Origin of the sequence: Gimesia benthica (assembly GCF_009720525.1) — a bacterium.
Taxonomy (GTDB): domain Bacteria; phylum Planctomycetota; class Planctomycetia; order Planctomycetales; family Planctomycetaceae; genus Gimesia; species Gimesia benthica.
The window spans coordinates 6324867-6345881 of sequence record NZ_CP043930.1; the positions used below are offsets into that span (position 1 = coordinate 6324867).

General features: G+C 46.8%; 15 protein-coding genes and 2 pseudogenes. 4 read left to right on the forward strand and 13 right to left on the reverse strand.

The window, feature by feature from the left end; translation table 11 throughout:
* Positions 1-575: 575 nt before the first annotated feature.
* The 5 genes and pseudogenes from F1728_RS24560 to F1728_RS32320 all read right to left on the reverse strand — a co-directional run bounded on the left by F1728_RS24560 (position 576) and on the right by F1728_RS32320 (position 3655).
* Positions 576-941: an integrase core domain-containing protein gene (locus tag F1728_RS24560; RefSeq protein WP_155366285.1), complete on the reverse strand. Its 366-nt coding sequence runs from the start codon at positions 939-941 to the stop codon at positions 576-578.
* A 12-nt stretch (positions 942-953) separates the two neighbouring features.
* Complete coding sequence (locus F1728_RS24565; protein WP_155366286.1) at positions 954-1637, reverse strand: hypothetical protein; 684 nt, start codon at positions 1635-1637, stop codon at positions 954-956.
* Positions 1638-1859: 222 nt separating this feature from the next.
* Positions 1860-2375 (reverse strand): transposase, encoded by a 516-nt coding sequence (locus F1728_RS24570; RefSeq protein WP_155366287.1) that lies wholly within the window; start codon positions 2373-2375, stop codon positions 1860-1862.
* Positions 2372-3470: pseudogene (locus tag F1728_RS24575) on the reverse strand (IS3 family transposase). The gene F1728_RS24570 and the pseudogene F1728_RS24575 overlap by 4 nt, the downstream one beginning before the upstream one ends.
* 56 nt (positions 3471-3526) lie before the next feature.
* The gene (locus F1728_RS32320; RefSeq protein WP_261344481.1) at positions 3527-3655 is read right to left on the reverse strand and encodes a hypothetical protein; all 129 of its coding nucleotides are present in this window, start codon (positions 3653-3655) and stop codon (positions 3527-3529) included.
* A 701-nt stretch (positions 3656-4356) separates the two neighbouring features.
* Between F1728_RS32320 and F1728_RS24580 the strand changes: the two genes are divergently transcribed.
* The gene (locus tag F1728_RS24580) at positions 4357-8466 is read left to right on the forward strand and encodes a CheR family methyltransferase (RefSeq protein ID WP_155366288.1); all 4110 of its coding nucleotides are present in this window, start codon (positions 4357-4359) and stop codon (positions 8464-8466) included.
* Positions 8467-8620: 154 nt separating this feature from the next.
* On the opposite strand, the gene F1728_RS24585 is transcribed toward F1728_RS24580, so the two are convergent.
* From F1728_RS24585 to F1728_RS24595, 3 genes are all read right to left on the reverse strand, one after another.
* Positions 8621-9379: a response regulator gene (locus F1728_RS24585; RefSeq protein ID WP_155366289.1), complete on the reverse strand. Its 759-nt coding sequence runs from the start codon at positions 9377-9379 to the stop codon at positions 8621-8623.
* A gap of 630 nt (positions 9380-10009) precedes the next feature.
* A complete protein-coding gene (locus F1728_RS24590; protein ID WP_155366290.1) occupies positions 10010-10531 on the reverse strand; it encodes a hemerythrin domain-containing protein in 522 nt (173 codons plus the stop codon).
* 468 nt (positions 10532-10999) lie between these two features.
* Positions 11000-11353 carry a hypothetical protein gene (locus F1728_RS24595; RefSeq protein ID WP_155366291.1) on the reverse strand — a complete coding sequence of 118 codons (354 nt, stop codon included), beginning with the start codon at positions 11351-11353 and terminating at the stop codon, positions 11000-11002.
* Positions 11354-11494: 141 nt separating this feature from the next.
* Here F1728_RS24595 and F1728_RS24600 point away from each other — a divergent pair, with 141 nt between their 5' ends.
* Both F1728_RS24600 and F1728_RS24605 read left to right on the forward strand, forming a co-directional pair.
* Positions 11495-12379 carry a LysR family transcriptional regulator gene (locus F1728_RS24600; protein WP_145042236.1) on the forward strand — a complete coding sequence of 295 codons (885 nt, stop codon included), beginning with the start codon at positions 11495-11497 and terminating at the stop codon, positions 12377-12379.
* A gap of 436 nt (positions 12380-12815) precedes the next feature.
* Positions 12816-13388, forward strand: coding sequence for a hypothetical protein (locus F1728_RS24605; protein WP_155366292.1), 573 nt, complete (start codon positions 12816-12818; stop codon positions 13386-13388).
* 665 nt (positions 13389-14053) lie between these two features.
* Here F1728_RS24605 and F1728_RS24610 read toward each other — a convergent pair.
* The 3 genes from F1728_RS24610 to F1728_RS24620 all read right to left on the reverse strand — a co-directional run bounded on the left by F1728_RS24610 (position 14054) and on the right by F1728_RS24620 (position 15337).
* On the reverse strand, positions 14054-14230 hold the full coding sequence (locus F1728_RS24610; RefSeq protein WP_155366293.1) for a hypothetical protein: 177 nt from the start codon (positions 14228-14230) through the stop codon (positions 14054-14056).
* Positions 14231-14804: 574 nt separating this feature from the next.
* Positions 14805-14981: a hypothetical protein gene (locus F1728_RS24615; protein WP_155366294.1), complete on the reverse strand. Its 177-nt coding sequence runs from the start codon at positions 14979-14981 to the stop codon at positions 14805-14807.
* Positions 14982-15052: 71 nt separating this feature from the next.
* Positions 15053-15337, reverse strand: a complete 285-nt coding sequence (locus tag F1728_RS24620; protein ID WP_155366295.1) for a transposase — start codon at positions 15335-15337, stop codon at positions 15053-15055.
* Between the two features lie 90 nt (positions 15338-15427).
* Here F1728_RS24620 and F1728_RS24625 point away from each other — a divergent pair.
* A pseudogene (locus F1728_RS24625) lies at positions 15428-15693 on the forward strand (integrase core domain-containing protein); the annotation flags it as partial.
* Positions 15694-16410: 717 nt separating this feature from the next.
* On the opposite strand, the gene F1728_RS24630 reads toward F1728_RS24625, so the two are convergent.
* Together F1728_RS24630 and F1728_RS24635 are read right to left on the reverse strand one after the other, a co-directional pair.
* Positions 16411-19800 carry an RHS repeat domain-containing protein gene (locus F1728_RS24630; RefSeq protein WP_155366296.1) on the reverse strand — a complete coding sequence of 1130 codons (3390 nt, stop codon included), beginning with the start codon at positions 19798-19800 and terminating at the stop codon, positions 16411-16413.
* Entirely contained in the window at positions 19800-20954 is a 1155-nt protein-coding gene (locus F1728_RS24635; protein WP_155363077.1) for an IS256 family transposase, read from the reverse strand. Before F1728_RS24635 ends, F1728_RS24630 begins: the two co-directional genes overlap by 1 nt.
* Positions 20955-21015: the final 61 nt, after the last annotated feature.

Below are 21015 nucleotides of genomic sequence, written 5' to 3' on the forward strand. Positions count from 1 at the left end.
AGATTATTCCATCTGACCAAGAAGTAGTGTAAGCAGCGTCGTCGATTTTGAGCCTCCAGCTCAGAAGTCCGATGACCTGCTGACACATCATGTTTAACAATTGGGGTTGAAAGTTTGAGTAAAAATCAGTTGACCTTGCCCCCAACTCTGTATCAGTTGGAATGCGAGTGAAAACTTCTCAAACTTCTGAGGTGTCCTGTTGCCCTATGCACTGTGGGGACGCCGCTTGAAATGAGTCATGGATATTAGCAAGATATCTTTCTGATAGATACCGCTGAGAAATTCTAGTAACAATTTTAAAATCTGTTTTGGTACAATGATTTTGTCCAGTGAAGCAGAGTTCGGCTTTGCGGGGACGCAACCGAACAAGGAATAACTGGACCGACGATGCCGTCGGGTACAAAAAGACTGTCGCCGGTCAAGTCCCGTAGCCAATTGATCTTAGAAGACAAAATCTTGAGAAGGAACTGGCATGGATCAGGGCACCTATACCGCGAAAATCTGTTGGTTGTGACATTTTAGTAGCGAACGCACATACGGTGAGCGTGAAGAAATCGCTTGCTTATTGATTTGATCTACGCCGCAATCCGCTCATATGACTTGATCAGCCCGCCGAGATGTTCTTCGCAGTGGATCTCATCGAGCCTGATCGTCTCGAATTCTGGCGGCGGCTCGGCACAACAGGGCGGTAGATGTTTTCGTGAACTGTGCGCTCGATGTTTGTTGTAATAGTCAACGAATTCCGAAACGAGATAATCGAGATGCCGTGGACCGAATGCGATGAAATGGTTCAATGCTTCGTATTTAATCGTTTGCACAAACCTTTCGACCCGGGCATTCAGATTGGGAGATCGTATCGGCAGCCTCTTTGGCTGGATGCCTTTGTTCTTTAGAAACTGCTTGAACTCAACTGAGAACTTCGTGTCTCGATCATGGATCAGGCAGGTTGGCCTCTAATCCCGGTTGGCAACGTGGTTTACAAATGCTTCGGCCTGTTTCGTGACCCAGGCAGAATCCGGACTTCGCGTTGAGGGTGTCACAAAGACTTCACGCGTCTCAAAATGCATGAAAACCAACACGTACAAATCGACGAGTCCCCGCGGCGTTACGGCTCGTTTCGTGAAGAAATCACAGGCCCAGAGTGTTTCCGCATGACTTTTGAGAAACTGGTTCCAGGTGCCGGTACTTCGCTTCGGACTCGGATCGATCCCAGCTTCCTTGACGATATTTTTCACAGTCTGACGGCAGATTCGGGAGATGCCGAGTTTCCGAAGTTCACCCAGGATGCGAGTATAGCCGAACCCCGTTTCACGGGCGATCTTGAGAATCAGTTCGCGCAGCACGGCACTCTTTCCTGGTCGACCAACGGTCTTTTTCTTCCGTCCTCGTTTCTCTTCCCGTACCCAGCGATGGAAGGTCCCGGGAGTGACGATCGTGATCAGTTCGTTGATCGCTTTCCCGAGCGGTTTGCCATATTTCAGGAGCTGCGCACGTTCGTGAGGTTTTGTATGAATCTCTCCTGGGATACGGTCCCGCAGAATCCGGTTCTCATTTTTCAAATAGAGGACGTATTTAGCCAACAGGCTGTCGGAAGCAGTGGCGATCAATGTCAGCAGGGGATGAAATAGTTGAATCATCGTGGTAAAATGAGTCTCGATAGTAACATGCTGTAAAATAAGGAGCTGTCATTTTATTTGTACCCCACTGAGACACAGTTCACATTCGATGGACGACCTCTTTCCGTGCTCTGAGGAACCTTCTCCGACTGCAGGGCCGCAGAGTTGACGTAGTTCACCTTAGATACCGGTGTCGCGGCTGCCTTAAGCTACTCCAGAAAAGTTCGAAAGCGTTGAGTTACCTCATAAATCACCGTAGAGGCTCGAACTTTTGTAAGCTCCTTTCGTTTCACGACTCCCAGGATCAGCCCGAGTAAAAGTCTTTACGAAGAGGGTTTTGTACGGGGCGGGGGGAATCGCTAACTCGGCGATCTGGTCGAGAATCGCGGAGAATAGCCGCCCTGGTAGAGCCAACTCGACGATTTGGAACGTAATGAATATTGAGTGCCGAGTCACCTTGGCTACGATTATGGCGAGCTTTTTCCGCAGTGTCGTCAGCGACCAGTGCTGGACATCCCTGGGCAGTGCCAACCGCTGCAGGAAGTTCGCCAGGTTGTACGTCAAGGCAAACAGTTGCAAGTGGGGCTGATTGTCCCTGAACGTCCGGCAAGAGAGCTTGGTCCAATTCGCAGCGTTCTTGCCTTCCTTGATCCACTGCTCGGCGGTGCCGCGACCGTTGTAGAACTTCACCATGTTCTTCGATGACCTTGCCCCCAACTCTGTACCAATTGGAATGTTAGAGATCCAAGGTAAAATCATCCCTGGCGCGCCAGGGATGATTTTTTCGCGAACTCCACCGGGGTCTGATTTCCCAGCGAGCTGTGTGGGCGGTTTTCGTTATAGTCCAGCCGCCACTGGTCAATTTGTTCCTGAGCGTCTGCCAGGCTTAAAAACCAATGCTGGTTTAAACACTCCTGGCGAACTCGCCCGTTGAACGATTTAATATACGCATTGTCGGTTGTTTTTCCCAGTCGACTGAAATCCAGAGTCACTTTGTTGAAGTAAGCCCACCAGTCCAGACTCTTCGAAATGAACTCAGGGCCGTTATCCACGCGGATTGACTGAGGACAGCCTCGGGCCTCTTTGACGCGATCCGGAGCTGCCACCACATCATCTCCAGTCAGCCGTGTTCCCATCTGTATGGCCAGACTCTCACGACTAAAGTTATCGACTAACGTCAACAGTCGGAACCGCTGCCCGTTAAACAGCTGATCGGCCATAAAGTCCATGCTCCAACTCTCATTGGTGCGACTGGCTTGCTGACGTGTTTTCCGGACCTGACAGCTCCGATTCCGCCGGGGGCGTTTTCGACGCATTTGCAGGCCTTCTTCGACATAGAGCCGGTACACCAGCTTGTGATTGACGTGCCAACCTTCTCGCGAAAGCAGGATATGCAACCGCCGATAACCGTAATGCACGCGGGTACGGGCCAGATCACGTAACCGGATACGTAATTCGGTCCTCTCGTCTTGAACACTTTTGTAGCGGTGGCTGGCTCGTGGAAAGTTCAACGCCCTGCAAACACGACGTTCGCTTTGGGAATAACCTGCCTGAAGCCGCTTCACCACTACGCGACGACGATCAGACCTCATACCTTTCCCTGGACGACATCCTGCAGCATCTTCTTATCGAGGCTGAGGTCGGCCACGAGCTGTTTCAGCTTCTTATTTTCTTCCTCGAGTTGCTTCAGACGCCGCAGTTCAGCCACCCCCATCCCGGCATATTTTTCTTCCAGCGATAGAAGGTCTGCTCGGAAATACCCATCTTGCGGGTCACTTCCACCACTGTAGTTCCTGATTCAGCCTGGCGTAAAGCAAAAGCGATTTGTTCTTCTGTGTAGCGTTTTCGTTTCATAGATCTGATCCTTTTCCTGAATACAAGATAACAAAATCTCTCGCATTCCGCATGGATCAGGAATCGGGGGGAAGGTCACGATACACCAGCTTGTGATGCACACGCCAGCCTTCCCGTTGAAACAGGATATGCAGTCGCCGATAAACATAGCGCACACGAATGGTGGACAGTTCGCGCAGTCGCATCCGCAGTTCGGTCCGTTCATCAAGAACACTAAGGTAAGGGTGACTGGCTCGCGGAAAGCCGAGCACCTGGCAGTCACGCCGCTCACTGACTTCGTAGCAACCGTCTGTTTGAGTTATTCATTGATAGAGAGTTTCAAATTCTTGGTATCGTATACATTGAATATACCAGACCATCGTAGCGGGGACTTGATGAATGGGCCCTCAAGAGCTTGTACGTAAAGGAAACTTGTTTGTCTCCAAAGCGGATGGCTGCCGACTGTTAAGTATTTCTAAGGTGTATCTCAAATTAATAGAAAGTGTTTTAATAATCAAAGGGTCTAAAATGTAAACGTAGCAGTGCGGGAATAAAAATTTTAGACACTTATCACCAATGTATACGAGGGTGCATTATTTTTCGTAAGTTAGCGCTTGGTAAACCAGAACTATCCTAACTGGAGTCGCGATTACAGATATAAGCGGCTATTTGAAAATACTTTCGAGCTTTTAATCATCGAATCAGGTGAGACTATCCTTACACTGAAGATGCGAAAGTCCTGTTCGGCTCGTCGGTATCTTCCAGTGGGATTTCCATTGAAATGCCAGGCTAAAGATTTTGCGTCGTGTCAATCACGGTCACACGATTTGATTGGCTAGTGCATCACAGTGACAGCAAAGTCACAACTTATGCGAGCAATAAGTGATCCCAGCAGGAGATCTTCTCGATGATTGACGAGAATACCAAACCGATAGACGACTCTGATTTAACCGATGGGGGCAAGCCCCCGACATACATCGTTGGGATCGGAGCATCGGCGGGAGGTCTGGAATCTCTTGAAAAACTTTTCCGAAGCATGCCTACGCAGAGTGCGATGGCCTATGTGGTACTCCAGCATCTATCACCTGACTTCAAAAGCATGATGAGCGAGTTGCTTGCCCGAGACACGAGTATGAGAATCATTGTGGCGGAAGACGGTATCCGCGTTGAAGCCAATGTAATCTACCTACTCCCTCCGAAGAAGCAAATGATACTGGCAGACGGGTGTCTGCATCTCAGTGAAAAAGATGTTTCGCGAGGGCTGAATCTTCCCATCGATCACTTTTTGGTATCGCTCGCACGTGAGATGGGGGAGTATGCAATTGCCTTGATCCTCTCGGGGAGTGGAACCGATGGGACGAAGGGAGCCCAGGAAATCTCCCGTCATGGTGGATTGGTGATTAGCGAAAGTCTCGACACCGCCAAGTTCGATGGTATGCCTGCGAGCGCACAGGCCTCGGGTACGGTTGATCTCGTACTTTCGCCGCCCGATATGGGGGATGCCTTGTTGCGCTACTGCGAAGATCCCGATACTTTTCCGAGTGTAAGACAGGATCGAATTGAGTCAGATTCCCCATTAAAAGGAATCGATTCGATCATTCAAACGTTCCGGAAAGTGTATGATATCGATTTTTCGTCTTACAAGGACACTACGGTCAAGCGACGTATCCAACGTCGGCTCGACATGGCACATGTAAATAATTTCGATCAATATGCGGAGGTTTTACAAAAAAATCCAGAAGAGCTTCATCGCCTCTATAGCGATCTGCTGATTGGCGTTACGCAATTCTTTCGCGATCCAGAGATCTTCGATTACGTAACCAGAGAGATACTGCCTGGTGTGCTTAAACGTCGCAAGAAAAATGAGCCAATACGAGTCTGGGTCGCGGGTTGCGCAACTGGAGAAGAAGCGTACTCGGTGGCAATCGCTTTGCAAGAGGCGATGCTGTGTACAGAAGAGCCTCGACCACTCAAGCTATTCGCTACTGATGTCCATAAACGCTCCATTGAGCATGCCAGTCGCGGAATATTTAGAGACGATGTACTAAAAGGGGTAACCCCGGAATTATTGGAACGATATTTCACCAGACGGACCGATGGTTTTCAAATACGCTCCGAAATCAGACAGATGATCGTCTTCGCGCCACATAATGTGCTTCGTGATGCTCCTTTTACCGACCTCGATTTTGTCTCCTGCCGGAATTTGTTGATCTATTTCCGTCCGTCTGCTCAAAGGCGTGCAATTTCTCTCTTCCATTATGGCTTGCGTTTGGAAGGCATCCTGCTGCTCGGAGGAAGTGAATCGACAGGTGAATTAGCAAATGAATTCGATACGATCAGTGAGCGATATCGCATCTACCGCAAACGACGCGACGTAAGGCTGACACACAACTTGCGATCCCCACTGACTTCGGCGGACTCGGTGCACCGTGGACTTCTCACGCACCCACTACCTGTCACAGGAGTCAATCGTACACGACAGCTTCACGACGAACTTCTTGACCTGTACATGCCCCCCAGTATATTGATCGATACTTCGCGATCGGTAATTGACACATTTTCCGGGGCAGAAAAACTGCTTCGATTTCCCAGTCGAAAGCCATCCCTGGACGTCTTAGACTTGGTCGATCGAGAAATTCGCACCACACTCTCTGGCGCAATTGGGCGGGCTATCAAAAACCAGGCTGAAGTCCGTTTTGGAAAATTAGCGATTCAAAATGAAGATGAAACGAAACTCTTTAACATGACAGTCCGCCCGCTTGCGGGCAAGGCCGAAGACATCTACTATCTGATCACTTTCGAGCCCGTCACCAATGCATCATCAGAACAGGTCGGGAGCAATCTACAAGCCGATCTCCCGTCCAAGGCATCCTCTCTCTCGAACGCGGGCATTGAAAGCCTACTTGATGCGTCACGCACTCAAATCAGGCAGCTTGAGGACGACCTCCGCTATTCGCGTGAGAACCTGCAAGCGACGGTCGAAGAACTGGAAACAAGCAACGAGGAACTCCAGGCCACTAATGAAGAACTGATTGCATCTAATGAAGAATTACAGAGCACCAACGAGGAACTCCACTCGCTCAACGAAGAACTTTACAGTGTAAACTCGGAGCACCAACTCAAAATTGAAGAATTGGCTGAGTTGAATCGAGATATGAATCATCTCTTGGAAAACACCGATGTTGCGACGGTCTTTCTTGACAGTGATTTGAAGATTCGAAGATTTACCTCTCGTGTCAGAGAAGTCTTCGAATTGATTGACGAAGATATTGGTCGCTCGATTCATGTGTTCGGGTCGAAGCTTCGTATCGATGATCTCGTTCAGCGGCTTAAAGATGTTTTGCAGAAAGGCGAAGCATATGAGCGGGAAGTTCGAGGAGCCGATGGGACGAGTTACTTGATGCGACTTTTACCTTATCGACCCGATGACCTGGTGAGTGGTGTTGTAATGATGTGGGTCGATGTCTCCTCTCTGGAAATGCTGAGGGGACGCTTGAGGTGGCTTTCGGCAATCGTGGAATCAACCAATGATGCCATTATAGGCCAAGACCTTAGTGGGATTATCACAAGCTGGAACCGCGGTGCCGAGCAACTTTACGGCTATACTGCTGCCGAGATTCTCGGAAAAAAGATCGATATCCTGATCCCCACAGACAGAGCATATGAGGTTGCTGAGTATCGCGATCGCATCTTACGCGGCGAAACGATACTCACCGTAGACACCGTACGTTTGGGCCGCGACCGTAATCCGATCGATGTATCTCTAACCGTATCACCGGTGTTTAACTCGGAAAATCAAGTGATTGGCATCTCTAAAATCGCCCGGGATATTGGAGAGCGAATCCGGATGGAGCAGGAAATCCGCAATCAAGTCCGCCGACGCGAGAGATTCCTGGCGATGCTCTCTCACGAATTACGCAATCCTCTCAATGTTATAAGCAATGCAACCGCAATCTTATCGAATGAAAACGCGGATGAGCAGACGAAAGTTTCTACCATTGTCACAATGAAAAGGCAGATTCGGATGATTACTCATTTACTCGCGGATCTGCTCGATGTGGCCAGGATCGCCGAAGACCGCATCTCGCTCGAATTTCAGCCTCTGGATCTTCGCGATCTGGTACCCGCAGTGAAGGAGGTAGTCCAATCCGAATTGGAACGGCATAACTGCGCGGTCGAGTTTGAATTCCCGGATCATGCGATCCTTGTTAATGGCGATCCAACAAGGCTGATTCAAATCCAGGTCAATCTGATTCATAACGCCGCGAAGTACTCTGGTACAACTGAAGCGATTCGGGTAAAGATGGATACTGACGAATCGACTGTCTCTCTCTCCGTGATCGATCAAGGGAGGGGGATTCCAAAAGAAAGTCTGGAAACGATCTTCGAACCCTTTGCACAATTGGATTATTCCAGCTCAATGAGTGATGGTGGACTTGGAGTCGGTCTCACTCTGGCAAAATCTTTAGTTGAACTGCATGGAGGTTCAATCCACGCCATAAGCAAAGGCGAATGGCAAGGTAGCTCATTTCATATTTCATTACCAAAATTTGATTTGGAGGAGGATACGCTCCCCGGTTTTCCATTAAACCCGGAGCAAGAACAGTCAGTAGCTCTCCCTGCCACCAAACTCACAATCTGTGTTGTGGAAGACATAGAAGCTAACCGCGACATGATGAAAACCCTGCTCGAACTTGATGGCCATCTGGTCTCGACGGTGAATGATGGTATCTCGGGGATCGACGTTTTGACTAATCAGCGATTCGATCTGGCTTTCGTAGATATTGGGCTTCCCGATATCAGCGGTTACGAGGTAGCCACTCGAGTCCGTGAAAAATTTGCATCTGAGCAATTAAAATTGATAGCTCTTACGGGCTATGGGCAACCCCGGGACATTCAAGATGCCATCGATGCGGGTTTCGATGACCATTTTCTGAAACCAATCGATCCGGAAAAGTTGACACGACTTTGTGCCTCTCACAATCGACGAAACTCAGGCACGAATCCAGAAGCTTAATGGTAGGGGCCAGTAGAGTGATATGTTCCGTAGCGACTTGCGAATGCGCGTCAAAAAAAACGTGGCAGGGTTCTTGCAACATACAACAAGCAAGTTGAGTCAAACAATAGCCTGAACAGGGCCTGATCAACACTTCTTTACCTGCCAAACTCGTTTATGGCTGCAAGCATCCGGTGAGTCGGTCCGGATCAAAAGGCTTGGAAAACCACTCATCCACGCCAGTATTATCACCGGTCACCAGTGAATCGTCTCGGTCTTCACCACTCACCACGACAATTTTTGTCTCTTTAGAAGAAGACATTTTTCGAATAGCCTTAGCCACTTCGCTCCCCCGCATACGTGGCATTCGCATATCCAAGACGACCAGATCAACAGTGTGCTTGCTCAGAAACTCCAGGGCTTCCACGCCGTCTCGGGCTTCGTTGATAAGAAAACCGCACAGGCGAAGGTAACCAGCCAGCAGTGCTCGTTCATTGTCTTCGTCTTCAACAATCAGGACTTCTGGCTGATCTTCGATATTCAGCGTCGCGACACGATTGGAATCAGATGAGCTCGCACTATTGGATGCAAGCTGCCGTTCGATGTCATTCAATTGTTGGACCATTTCCTCCAGCGTCTGCTCTGCGTCCTGGTCCCTTCCCAGTTTCAACTGCTTTTGGGCAATTGCCACAGCCAATCGGGCCTGATTCAGTTCATTCCGAAGATCGTGAAGACCACTCGCCCTCATAGATTGAGTAGAATTTGTGTCGCGTTTACGCCATTCCTCAGCCAGTTCCCCACGCAAGATCTCTACGGACTTGGGAGCGATAACTCCTACACTAACAGTTTTCCCTGAGATGCGACGAATTTCTACTTCGATTCCGAGGTTAGGGAAGAGTATCTGCTGATTTTTCCTGCGTGATAACACAAGCATGTCTTTGCTCCTTGACTAGCTACGAATCCTTTCCAGAAAACACCGACATCCTGTCGGTTGCGTGTAACGCCCCTTAGGCGAACACATCTTAGAGCAGTCCATGCTTGCATCTTTGTAGCAGATTGAGGCACGTTGTCAAGGCGATTCTCGCGCCAAGTTAGATCGATTTCATAGCCTTAATGACCCCAAATAATTTAACTTTCAACATAATTCACCAGTTGTACCAAGTCGTTTATCCTTGATCTGAGTGACCAGTTCTGAATGGAAATTCCCTTGAACGAGCTCTGAAACACCTGACTTAATGATCCACTGACTACCTGGATCGTCTGCCATGGAAAGGAGTTAGAGGCGACCGAGGGGAGGCAGAACTGGATGAAACTCATCATGCTGTTACAGAGTCACTACTGCATTGGCACTGGAGGATGAATAACAAGTGAGTGGAGCACTTCTGGAGAAAGGAAATTCTCAAGGACCCATACTACAATCGAAGCATTGAAGACTGTGGTTCAATGAAGGTCTGGGATTCCGTTTGTGTCCCCGGCATCAGGAATATAACTTGCAGAATTGTATATCATAACTTAGCTAGCCGATGCAGCGAATGTGGACGCCCCCGGAAATGAATGACCAAGGTCAGGGGCAAGCTCGGGTTGAGAATTCATAATCTGAGATGTTTGAATTCTGCTGATTTCTGACGTGATCGTATGATACAGACATGATCAAATCAAATTCTAACGCTTCATGATTCTGGAAAGCATGATAGAAATCATTCAATCGACTTACCTGATCGGCATATGCGTTTTCATTCAATTCCGGATACAAAGCGTCCTGAACATCGTCAGCGATCGAAGCGATCTCAAGATATAAATCAATGTGCTGTTTTCTTAAACGACCTGATATAGTATAGATGATTTCATCGACTTCATCTGCAAGATCCAGATAGCCAAACGTTTCTTCCAGAGTAAAGTGCATCGCCAGTTGGTCTCGAAAATCATTGACCAACATGTTAAACGCTTCTGGATTTAGGATCAGTGAGGCGTCAACCGAACAGAACGCCCGCAGATTTTCAAGCAGGCTGTAGAGCTTCAGATTGTCATCTTTTATTTCTTTAAGAAAAGCGGCGTTAATCGATACCCTGGTGCGGTTGTTGATCATTTCTAAGTTCTCATTTAGTAAAGTAAACCTTAAATGAATTCTGTTCAAAAGCGATTTTGACTTTTAAAAAGACTGTAAGATCAGGCTGCCCAATGCGCAGTTGAGTGATTGTAGTTAACAGGATCTGTAATGAGTAATACGACTGCAATGAGCCCTGTATGGAAAAATGTTTGCTCACATGCCGATACTCGATTTCCTGAAACTGAGTATCATTTAACAGCTCAATAAGTACTGTGGTTTCACATGTCACTGACTTATTCCTTAGGTCTTTGTGTGACATGATCTCTCCCGCTCATCCAGTCTGAATTCAGAATGATTTTGATATCTATCTAATAAATGAACTCTCCCAGGTACCTTTAAGGCATAAATTCAAGAACGGGAAATAACTCGTATATCGGATTTGATGAGATAATATGATGTCCATACAGGGCGTGGTTTTGACGATACAAGACGTTACATTTTGTTGTATTAATCTGAAACCGGTTCCATGAGATATTCTCTTACCCTCTCTCGCTTGCGTTTATTCCTGCGATCTACTTTTTGAGTTAAGGCATACGAGGCGCGATTGGCAACTCGATAAAGTAGCGCGTTCATACTTGCATCCTGATCCTGAATCACAATTGGTGACATGCGCCGCAGATGTAAAACACAACGACAGTGTTTGTCGATTCCTCCCTTGGGACCGTTTACATCTGTTATATACAGGTGGGCACTTTTTAGCCGGCGTTCAAACCGCTCAAGAGAACCTGCTAACACACGTTCAAAATCATGGTTGCCAAAATCGGATCTCTTGCCACCACTAAAATGAATGTTGATTTGCATCTCGATCTCCAGTATGTGGGATTTGTTGGTTCGAGCATTCAAAGTACTCGCTTTCTAATTGACTATACGCTGGGAATACCATTAGGATAAGTTTGTTTTTATGTGTTTATCGTTTAGTAATACTTAACAATAAGGGCGCATATGGATTGGCTGAATTACCACCATCTCTTGAGTTTCTGGCTAGTTGCACGTGAAGGTAGTGTGCGGCAAGCGAGTGAAATTCTTCATGTGACTCCCGCCAGCGTCAGTGTGCAAGTGAAGCAACTTGAGCGATCCCTGGGAGTCAAGCTTGTGAATAAGCAAGGCCGGGGCCTGGTACTGACAGAGATGGGCAAAGAAGTAGCGGAATATGCTTCAGAGATTTTTTCAACCGGTCGCGAGTTGATGGAGAGGGTTAAGGGTAACCCAGAGGGAAAGCAGCAGGTACTTCGTGTCGGAATTTGTGACGTGATGCCCAAGATTGTCGCGTTTCAACTGTTAAAGCCCGCTCTCGAATTAGACGATTCCATTCGAGTTGTATGCCGGGAGGCAGACATGCCGCAACTTGTCTCTGAGCTCGCAATTCATAAACTCGACGTGATCCTGTCTGATACCGCCCTCGACCCATTGTATAAAGTTCAGGCTTATTCGCACCGACTTGGTGAATCGGGAATTGTTATCATGGGGACAAAAGAACTTGCCAAAAAGTACCGCAGGGGCTTTCCTGGATCTATTGACGGTGCTCCCTTCCTGTTACCCATGGACAACTCCGTATTGCGGCGGGCAATGGACCAATGGTTTAGCGACTTGCAGCTGACTCCGGTCATTAAGGGGGAATTTGCAGATAGCGCGATGCTAAAAATTGCTGGTCGACAAGGTTTGGGGTTGTTTGCTATTCCCTCTTGTATTCAGGATGATGTTTCAGCGATCTATGGTTTACGTGAGGTTGGAGTCGCCGAAGGAGTCAAGGAGCAATTCTTTGCTGTATCCGTTGAACGTAAACTCAAACATCCGGCAGTTATTGCAATCCGCGAAAATGCCATGTAGGTACCATGTGATTCACGGAACCTGCAAACCATCAGAGCAAATCCTGCTGGATCAAATCACGATTGAAGTCAAAGAACTGGTTACATGCCCTTTCCTGCCACATGGCATAGCGAACTAGATAAATTCTTTAATCGATACAATCAAACACGAGTAGCAAGATACTCTTGATGTGAAACCATGATCACATCTTCGCTAGACCTTCTCGTTAGAGGGAGCTTTGTGAGTTGACATTCGATTTAGATAAACAGCATGAATATCAGGAATGATTTATTGAATTGCTCTTATTTTGTTTTTGCTGTTCATTCTTTAGAAATATTTAACTATTGGGGCGAACATTTAAAACAGACAATCGATTACTTCAGCCGTATGATACGCAGTGCATTCAGCACATCCGCTTATTAACACTTTACGATTCAGTACGAAAGTGAGGTTGAAGATGATTGCAACAAACAAATCTACTCGAAGGATCCAGAGATTAATTGACTTCAGGTGTTCTCAAACAGAACAACTCGTTCGTGATCGCTTTCAGAAAGATCTACAGTGGAATCAGGAGAAGGCTCGACTTTCAAGAGTCAGCACAATTCAGGATGATGATCTGATCGAGCAAATGTTGAGCCTGGGAATCAATGCTGAAAACATGGCTGCACTACATAAATTCCCTGTTGCCATGTCAGCTTGGGCCAGTGGTTCGGTTACTTCGCAAGAGGCTCAAGTCGCGTTTCAAGAGACATACACCTGTGAAATATCTGGACGTAGCTCGGAGGTTAAACTGTTTATATCCTGGTTAATCACGAAGCCACCAGAAAAGATGTGGCAGATATGGGAAAATTATGTTCGAATGCGGATCCCGGTAGTCGGTTTGCGGCATACGCAAACAATCGGAAGAAGTATTTATCGACTGGCAGAAAAGGTTGCAATGGAGTCAGGAGGCTTCTGGGGCTACGCTACGATATGCCGGGAAGAACAAGAAGTGCTGGAGCGAATTCAAAAATGCTACCTTTTGAAGTAATCTGCTACGATGTCTGTGAGACATCAGAGCACACTTACCACATCTTGATTGATTTGAGAGCAATCAATTGATTTGACAATCTCGATATCATTCCAGATCGAGTGTGACCAGGGCCCACGAATGACACCATTCACAGGACTCAGTGCTTTTTTGAATCAATAGCTGTTCTGCTCGCCTGTTGAAACGGAGTGGAAGCAGGTGAGCAGAGCAATTTGGCTTCCGATCACCGCCCGAAAAGATTTGACTGTCTGGGCACAGTTGGCGAAATTGAAGGTATCTATTCAGCACAGACAGCTAAGGGTTTTCAAGGGGCAGCCTTCTCTCGAAACTCTCCCGGCGAGCGCTGGCGAAAGAGGGGTGTGCAGCTTGTCCGCCGCCGGTGCTCGCCATCTATTACATTCCAGTGATTACGGAGAGATACGTTGCCTGGAATGTGAAGCACAAGCAGAGGTTCTGATCCTGCGTGGCCAGGTATCCACACGGATTGACTGGGGACAGCCTCGAGCCGCTTTAACTCGATCCAGAGCTGCCACCACATCATCTTCAGTCGGTCGGGTTAGTCTGATAGCTAATAAAAAATAGGCTCTGGCCGATCTGAAGATCGGCCAGAGAATCTAGGTGGTGAATCAATAATACTCTTTGGGGTAATGATGAAATTTTTAATATCAACTTTCTTGAGCAGAATCAGAGTTCAACTTTCCTTTACAAGCAGATGCACTTTCCAGTTTTTTACAAACATCTTCAGCAACAAGCACCATCAGTTCGAAAAGCGGGCTTTGTCTAATTACTGGCCGATTTTGAACAGTTTGTGATGGTATCAGTTTTCTTTGTGTTTTTTTCATGATGAAAAGAGCTCCCGAGTTTTACGATATTATTGAATTTCAGACTGTAATTCAGCTTCATCAACTTATTAACGCTACAGAACTGTGGCAGTCCCTTTTAAATCACAGTGGCCTTCCATTTTTCCCGCCTATAGACATGCACGAGTTATTTCAAGGTACATCTGCCCATTATCTGCTGTGCCAGACATTTTACAGTAACACTGTAATTCAAGTGCTCAAAACTCCTTTTGATCCAGGACCATGCTCCAGCAATGGCCGGCTGCCTTGACAGAGTCAGATCGTGACTCTCCGCGCTATGACTGTCGCATCAATAAAAATGGCCTCATACTTTTTAGTATGAGGCCATGAGACACAAGCGTGATTAATTCAGGGGGAATATCAGATATAAGGTGGGATGTATCCCGGCAGTGGTTCGAAGTTATAGCGGTTGTTCCGACTCCTTTTTACCTTTCTGTTTTCTTCCTCCGCAGGAGGGCCCGTTAGAAGTTCATATGGGCTGGACAGACTGTGTTCATGCAGCAGTCTGTCCAGTTTTAAAGCTCGCTGGACGGTCGCCTGATGTGTATTCAGCTCGCTAGCGATCTGACGCTGATTCTGTCCCCGGTTCCCGCTGCAGTAGCCTGGCGATCCAGCGATAGCCGAACCGGGGCCGTGACCGCACCAGCTCATACAAGCGTTTGACCAGAGACGGCTCATCAATGCGTGGGCTCGACTGGTAACGCTGAGTGGAACGAGGCTGATCCAGAACCACACAAGCTCTCCGCTCAGAGACACGGAACTCATTCTGGATCGCTTTGACGGCGGCTCGTTTTCGGGAAGGGCTTACCAGTTTCCCTCCGAGATATATTTCAGCATCTTGTTGTCCAGAGACAAATCAGCGACCAGTTCTTTCAGTCGTTTATTCTCATCTTCCAGTTGTTTGAGACGCTTGGCTTCTTCCGATTTCATGCCGCCATACTGATTCCGCCAGCGCAGATAAGTCGATTCACTGACTTCCAGGATCTGCAGCACGGATGCCAGATCTTTACCGGCATTCAGCATCGCATCTGCATCACGCAGCTTGCGGACAATCTGCTCGGGGTTGTGACGTTTTCTTCGCTTGTTCATCAAAAGTTCTCCTCGTCAAAAGGACGCTAAGAACCTTCATAACATTTGGAGCAGTTTTTGAAAAGCAGACCAACGCAACAGCGTGGCGCCCATCCGGAAACGATTCGAGTCGACAACGGCTCTGAATATATTTCGAAGAGTCTGGACTGGTGGGCTTACTGGAACCGGGTGGAGCTTGACTTCAGTCTACAGATAATGCGTTTATTGAATCCTTCAACGGTCGACTGCGACAGGAATGTCTGAACCAGCACTGGTTCCTGTCACTGGAAGATGCTCAGGAAAAACTGGATTCCTGGCGTAAGGATTACAACGAGTGGCGTCCCTACATTGCATTGGGCAATAGGACGCCTCAGTAGTTTGCGAAGTTTTCAGACCAAGCATGCCTAGTCTGAAAACCCTTGTTCACTCGCATTCCAACTGGTACAGAATTGGATACAAAGTCACTCCATTATTTTTTTAATTTGTTACTCGAATCCTCTTTGATCTTTTCGAGTTGACAAATTTTAATGAAAGAAATAACTATGCTAATTATACTGACGCCCAAAATCAAGGTGATTATGCTAGATTGCATATTAAGAGATAGATCATCTATTTGTGACGAGTTTATAATCGTTCCGATTATGAAGCCAAATGAAAGTGTGATAACAGAAACAAACAGATGAATATTGGCACTGCTCTTCGAGATTATAGTTTGGTGATCCCACCCACACGAATTCTTATTTAGTTGATATATCTTACATGCCACCAAAAGTAAACTCAACAAAAGAGCAATATAGCTGCTCATACAAACCCTTATGACAACACTTCTACCCACTTCATCTAGAAATGTAATCCCATAAGTTGCTACCCCCACTATAAAACAAATACATAAGTACGTGCTGAAGCGTAGGTCATTTGACATTGTACTAATTACCTCATAGGTTGCGAAAACTTGATTAAAATGACTCCTAGATTAAGAAGCAATTGTGTTGTACCCTGCAATATTTCCAAACATTGCAGGGTACTAGCATAATCTTTAATACTAACTTTACAATAAATGTGTTGAAAATCCAGTTTGAACTTTCCACTGTCTCTTAAGCGACATTCTTATTTTCAGGACATTTTTTACATGCCGTCAAGGAATTCCACAGTGGATTCCCCTGGTTATTCCCTGGAGAACCTCCTGGAGGATAGCCTGTACCTCCTCCAGGTGTTAGCTGGTTAAACGCAACCCTAAGGAGACAAATTACTAGTCCAATTACACATCCTGCTCCAGCAAAATCTTGCAGATTATCTGCATACGATCCTTCAAGTTCATCCATGCAATCTGATACACATCCAGGATAGTCGCATATCGAGCGGCACCCTTGAGTCTTGGCGATTGTTGCCAATAGCCAGAGGGCACAGAAGAATCCAACAATAGCGCCCAATACCAGCACAGCTCCTTCCCCACTAGAATCCGTGTGATTTAAGGGAAAGGAATTGCAATATTGGTAAAGACTAGGGCCATCCGCGTATCCAATTGGATCTCGCTGAATCCAGCATCCAAGAGTAGAATGATAAACTCTATTTCTGACATGGAATAACTCAGTCGACGTTTCCCAACAATATCCACAATACAATACTTCCCAATCAAAAGATGAAGAAATTTGGCTATTAAATGAACTGTCCAGAAACTGTGGTTTACCATAAGCATCATAGTTAAATCGTTCTTGAACAATGCCTGATGTATTAATGATTGATGTCACATTCCAATTCCCATCCTGCAATCCGTAGAGACGTTCATTGAGGGTTCCATTGTTTGTTGTATCGCGGTCTCTCAACACCAAATCGTCTCGGTACCTTAACCCCCAAACAAACTGAAGTTCTGGGTCTGTTGAACTCCCCACTCTTTCTTCGAGTACCTGCCATTGATTAGGTTCAGTGTAATAGAGATGACGGGTTTCATTGAGTACACCTCCAGTATAGGATTTCTGGATGACTCGCCGTTTGACACCATCGTATTCATACTCGGCAACAGTATTTACTCCCTCAACAATTCTCACCACTCGATTCCAGGCATCGTAGGTCGCTGAAAAACTTGTTGTTGGATCAGCAGGTTTAGGCATCGAGATCATATTTCCTGCTTTATTATAGGCAGGAGTCACCCAACTCGGGCCTGCGGATTCGGTAATATCAGTGATCTCATTGACTTTGTTATTCGTGCGACTTTGATTCAGATCCCAAGTTCCATTACCCGTATCATCTTGCCGATAATTCGACCAATTCCCGGTTTGATCGAGAGACCAGCATTCAGCGAATTGGAGATCCGTAATCGCATCTTTAAGGCTGTTTAACTTTCCTCGATCGATGTCTTTGAGACGGTTGATTCCATCATAGTTGTATAGTTCATCAAATTTTTTTGATAATGTGTCAGCGACCACATTTTTTCGATAGGTGCGACTACCTACCCGGTCATAGCCATACTGAATCCGCTCCACCTCGCTTGATGAACTATAATCGTACCAGTATGAATCTTTTACTCGCCCAAAGCGATCTAGACCACGGTAGATATCACCTGTATCAGGATCATTTCCTCCAGCTGTTCCAATTAAAGTATACTCTACATCGGGTTCTGTATAATCTACTTCGACAAAGTTTCTTAAACCGAAATAGGAATAGTCTGTCAAATGTGTGGAACTCATATCATTGTCTACCAAAGCAGCCACGCGGCTGATCGCATTATCTATTTTATCAGATGCACCATAATTATAGGTCAGGATGCGACCATCAGGGTAAGTCAATGTCGTAGGGCGAATTGTATTATCGCTGCCATTTGCGAATTCGTACTGTACTTTCGGAGTTGTTGACGTATTCACCGCTCCCGAATGTGATTGGTAATCCGTAATGAGTTGACCAAAATCATTATACGCAAACTTTACTTCGTTCACGATTGCTCCAGAGCCAACACTTGCATTATCAAAGCTTGACGCAGTGTCCTTCATGCCGCGTACTTCGTAAGTCGTCGCGATGCGACGGACAGCACCATCTACTCCGGTTCCCAAGGCTGTGACTCGATCTTGAGTCTGACGTCCTAGTTTGTCGAAATCATATGAATGAACGGTATTTCCTTGGTCCTGGATCTCGGTAATCTGATTTTGCCGATTGTATTTGAAAAAAATTACATCCGAGCTATCCTCGGAATCGGGATAAGTTTCAGATCTTTTCAAAGTAGTAGTGGCAATTTCTGAATCAGAAAGTGTAGTCCCATAAGTATATGTGGTTGTCTGATTCCCACTGAGACTATTATTGGCGACGATATTACTAATATTTCCATCAGCATTGTAATCCGTTGTAACAATAATATTCGCATCCAGGGATTCGGGGCATCCACTCGAACTACTGCTGGAAGAACTTGCCTGCACATTCATCGTTCGTTGAATTTCTCGCCCACGAGCATCGTATTCAGTTTGAATTACTTTTTCTGCAGGATCAGTAGTCTGATAAAACCTTCCTGCTGAATCATAAGACTTACTGGTAACCAATACTGTATCAGAGCGAGAAGGGATTGTGCTGGTGCGGGTTAGTGAAGTTCCACCATTAGTTCCATAATTGACAGTTGCGATACGACGTCCAATTGCATCCGAATATGTAGCTAGGTACGTCACTCTTGCTTTAGGAGTGGTGCTGGGGTTTTGCAAGGCGCCTGTCTGGCTGGCGGCCGCATCATGATATCTTTGACGAGAATTCTTTTGAATAACGTTTCCTGCATCATCATAAGCGGTTTCAGTTTGTTCAATCACAATATCATCAATAACTGATCCAGCATCAGCGTAATCTGTCTCGTCCAGATCATATGCCCAATATGTTGTCGTACGACGTCCTAAACTATCATAAATCTGTTTAATAAATAAATCAGATCCAGCAGGCAACTGTTTGATAATATTTCCGGCAGCATCATACCAGGTATTATCAGTCAGACTATTTCCCACGGTACCAGTACTCGAATCAATACCGTAGCGAATCGTCTGAAAAATACGACTGAGGTCATCATATTTGTTTTCTGAGCGTGTAACTAAATTGCCTGCTGAGGTTGTATCAAATTGTTCTGCTTTCGTGATGCGATTTAGATTATCGTAATAGAGTCTCTGGAAGTAAGTAATTTCACCATCTGTATCTATATTTCGGTTCCGCCAATCATAGGTAAATGACGTGATGCGAGTATCTGAATCAGTGGCATACTCTGTTTGTTTGGTCAGATTATTGTCACCACCGGCAATTCCCCCGTCATACTCAAAGCCTGTGACTTGCACCATGTTATTTCCAGGAGCACCACCGCCTGTCGGATCCTGATTTGTAGCCTCAGAATCATTGGTTCCAATAAAGGTCTTGGTCACATTTCCACGCACATCAAGCACGTTCAATGCAATCGTACCTCCTGGAGTTGTGATAAAGCAACAAACATTCTGTAAATTTCCGGGGCCTTCGGTCTCTGTGATCAGCATTAAATTGTCAGGTATCTCATGCCGGTTTCCCAGTCGTCGCTGAGTTCCACCAGGACCGCGGTCACCAGCCTCAGCAACGACTCCTCATTGGGAAACAGTCCCGCTACGCGGGTACGCCGTTTTAATTCCTTATTCTGCCGTTCGAGCATGTTTGTGGTTCGCATCCGCTTGCGATGACCGGCAGGGATGGTAAATACGGTCAGTCCTTCCAGGATGTTTTCTTCCGCCCAACTCGCCAGTTTCGGAGCTGTTTTTTCATGAGTGGAAACGAACCGTTTCAGTTCATTCAGCGCATCATCCAGGTCTCTGGCATTAAAGATATTGCGTAATTCATCGCTCACCTGTTTGCGCAAATGAACCTTGGGAACGTATTGCATCGCGTTTTGCATCAAATGAAACTGGCAACGCTGCCAGGGCGTGCCAGCGAGCATGTTCTGTCGTGCCGCTTTCAGGCCTTCGTGTGCATCACTGACGATCAGCTTCACGCCATGCAGTCCGCGCTGGTTGAGTGAACCCAGGAATTCACGCCAATGGACTTCGGCTTCGGAGAGCGACACAGACACTCCGAGTACGCTCCGATGACCGCTGGCCAGGACGCCGATCGCAATCAGCACGGCACAGTCCCGCACGCTGCCTTCCACGCGAACTTTTTCATAGCGGGCGTCGAGGATCAGGTATTCCACCTGCCCCAGCGGTCGATTACGCCACGTTTCCAGCTCTTCGTCGAGCAGTTTCGCTGCCCGACTGACCTGTGTACTGGTGACATCAAATCCACAGAGTTCGGTGGTGATTTTGGCGACCTTACGGGTAGAGACGCCTTGAACATACATTTCAGCGATTGCCAGCTTCAGTGCGCGTTCACTCCGTTCGCCGCGTTCCAGTGCAGAGGGATAAAAGTCGCCATCGCGTGTCTGGGGCACTTGCAGTTCCAGCTTTCCGAGGCGACTTTGAAATGATTTTGGCTTGAAACCGTTGGCATAAGAACGGCGTGTTACGCTGCGTTGATACGGTTCGGCACCGAGGTATTCGGAACGTTCCAGCTTCATCGCTTCGTTGAACAGGATCTGGAGTGCTTGCGACATTTCATCGAATCCATGATCGGCCAGGAGCTGGACAGCGTCGAGAATGTTGTTAGATTGTTGTTGGTGGGCCATGGTTGGAGTTCCTTTTCTGTTGTGGAAAACATTAAAAAGAAACCGATCTGGCCCACCCTTT

Bases quoted from the DNA above. Each gene is read 5' to 3' on its own strand.
- F1728_RS24565 (WP_155366286.1), bottom strand. From the start codon at position 1,637: ATGATTCAACTATTTCATCCCCTGCTGACATTGATCGCCACTGCTTCC.
- F1728_RS24570 (WP_155366287.1), bottom strand. From the start codon at position 2,375: ATGATTTTACCTTGGATCTCTAACATTCCAATTGGTACAGAGTTGGGG.
- F1728_RS32320 (WP_261344481.1), bottom strand. From the start codon at position 3,655: ATGCGACTGCGCGAACTGTCCACCATTCGTGTGCGCTATGTTTATCGG.
- F1728_RS24580 (WP_155366288.1), top strand. From the start codon at position 4,357: ATGATTGACGAGAATACCAAACCGATAGACGACTCTGATTTAACCGAT.
- F1728_RS24585 (WP_155366289.1), bottom strand. From the start codon at position 9,379: ATGCTTGTGTTATCACGCAGGAAAAATCAGCAGATACTCTTCCCTAAC.
- F1728_RS24590 (WP_155366290.1), bottom strand. From the start codon at position 10,531: ATGATCAACAACCGCACCAGGGTATCGATTAACGCCGCTTTTCTTAAA.
- F1728_RS24595 (WP_155366291.1), bottom strand. From the start codon at position 11,353: ATGCAAATCAACATTCATTTTAGTGGTGGCAAGAGATCCGATTTTGGC.
- F1728_RS24600 (WP_145042236.1), top strand. From the start codon at position 11,495: ATGGATTGGCTGAATTACCACCATCTCTTGAGTTTCTGGCTAGTTGCA.
- F1728_RS24605 (WP_155366292.1), top strand. From the start codon at position 12,816: ATGATTGCAACAAACAAATCTACTCGAAGGATCCAGAGATTAATTGAC.
- F1728_RS24610 (WP_155366293.1), bottom strand. From the start codon at position 14,230: ATGAAAAAAACACAAAGAAAACTGATACCATCACAAACTGTTCAAAAT.
- F1728_RS24620 (WP_155366295.1), bottom strand. From the start codon at position 15,337: ATGAACAAGCGAAGAAAACGTCACAACCCCGAGCAGATTGTCCGCAAG.
- F1728_RS24630 (WP_155366296.1), bottom strand. From the start codon at position 19,800: ATGCTGATCACAGAGACCGAAGGCCCCGGAAATTTACAGAATGTTTGT.
- F1728_RS24635 (WP_155363077.1), bottom strand. From the start codon at position 20,954: ATGGCCCACCAACAACAATCTAACAACATTCTCGACGCTGTCCAGCTC.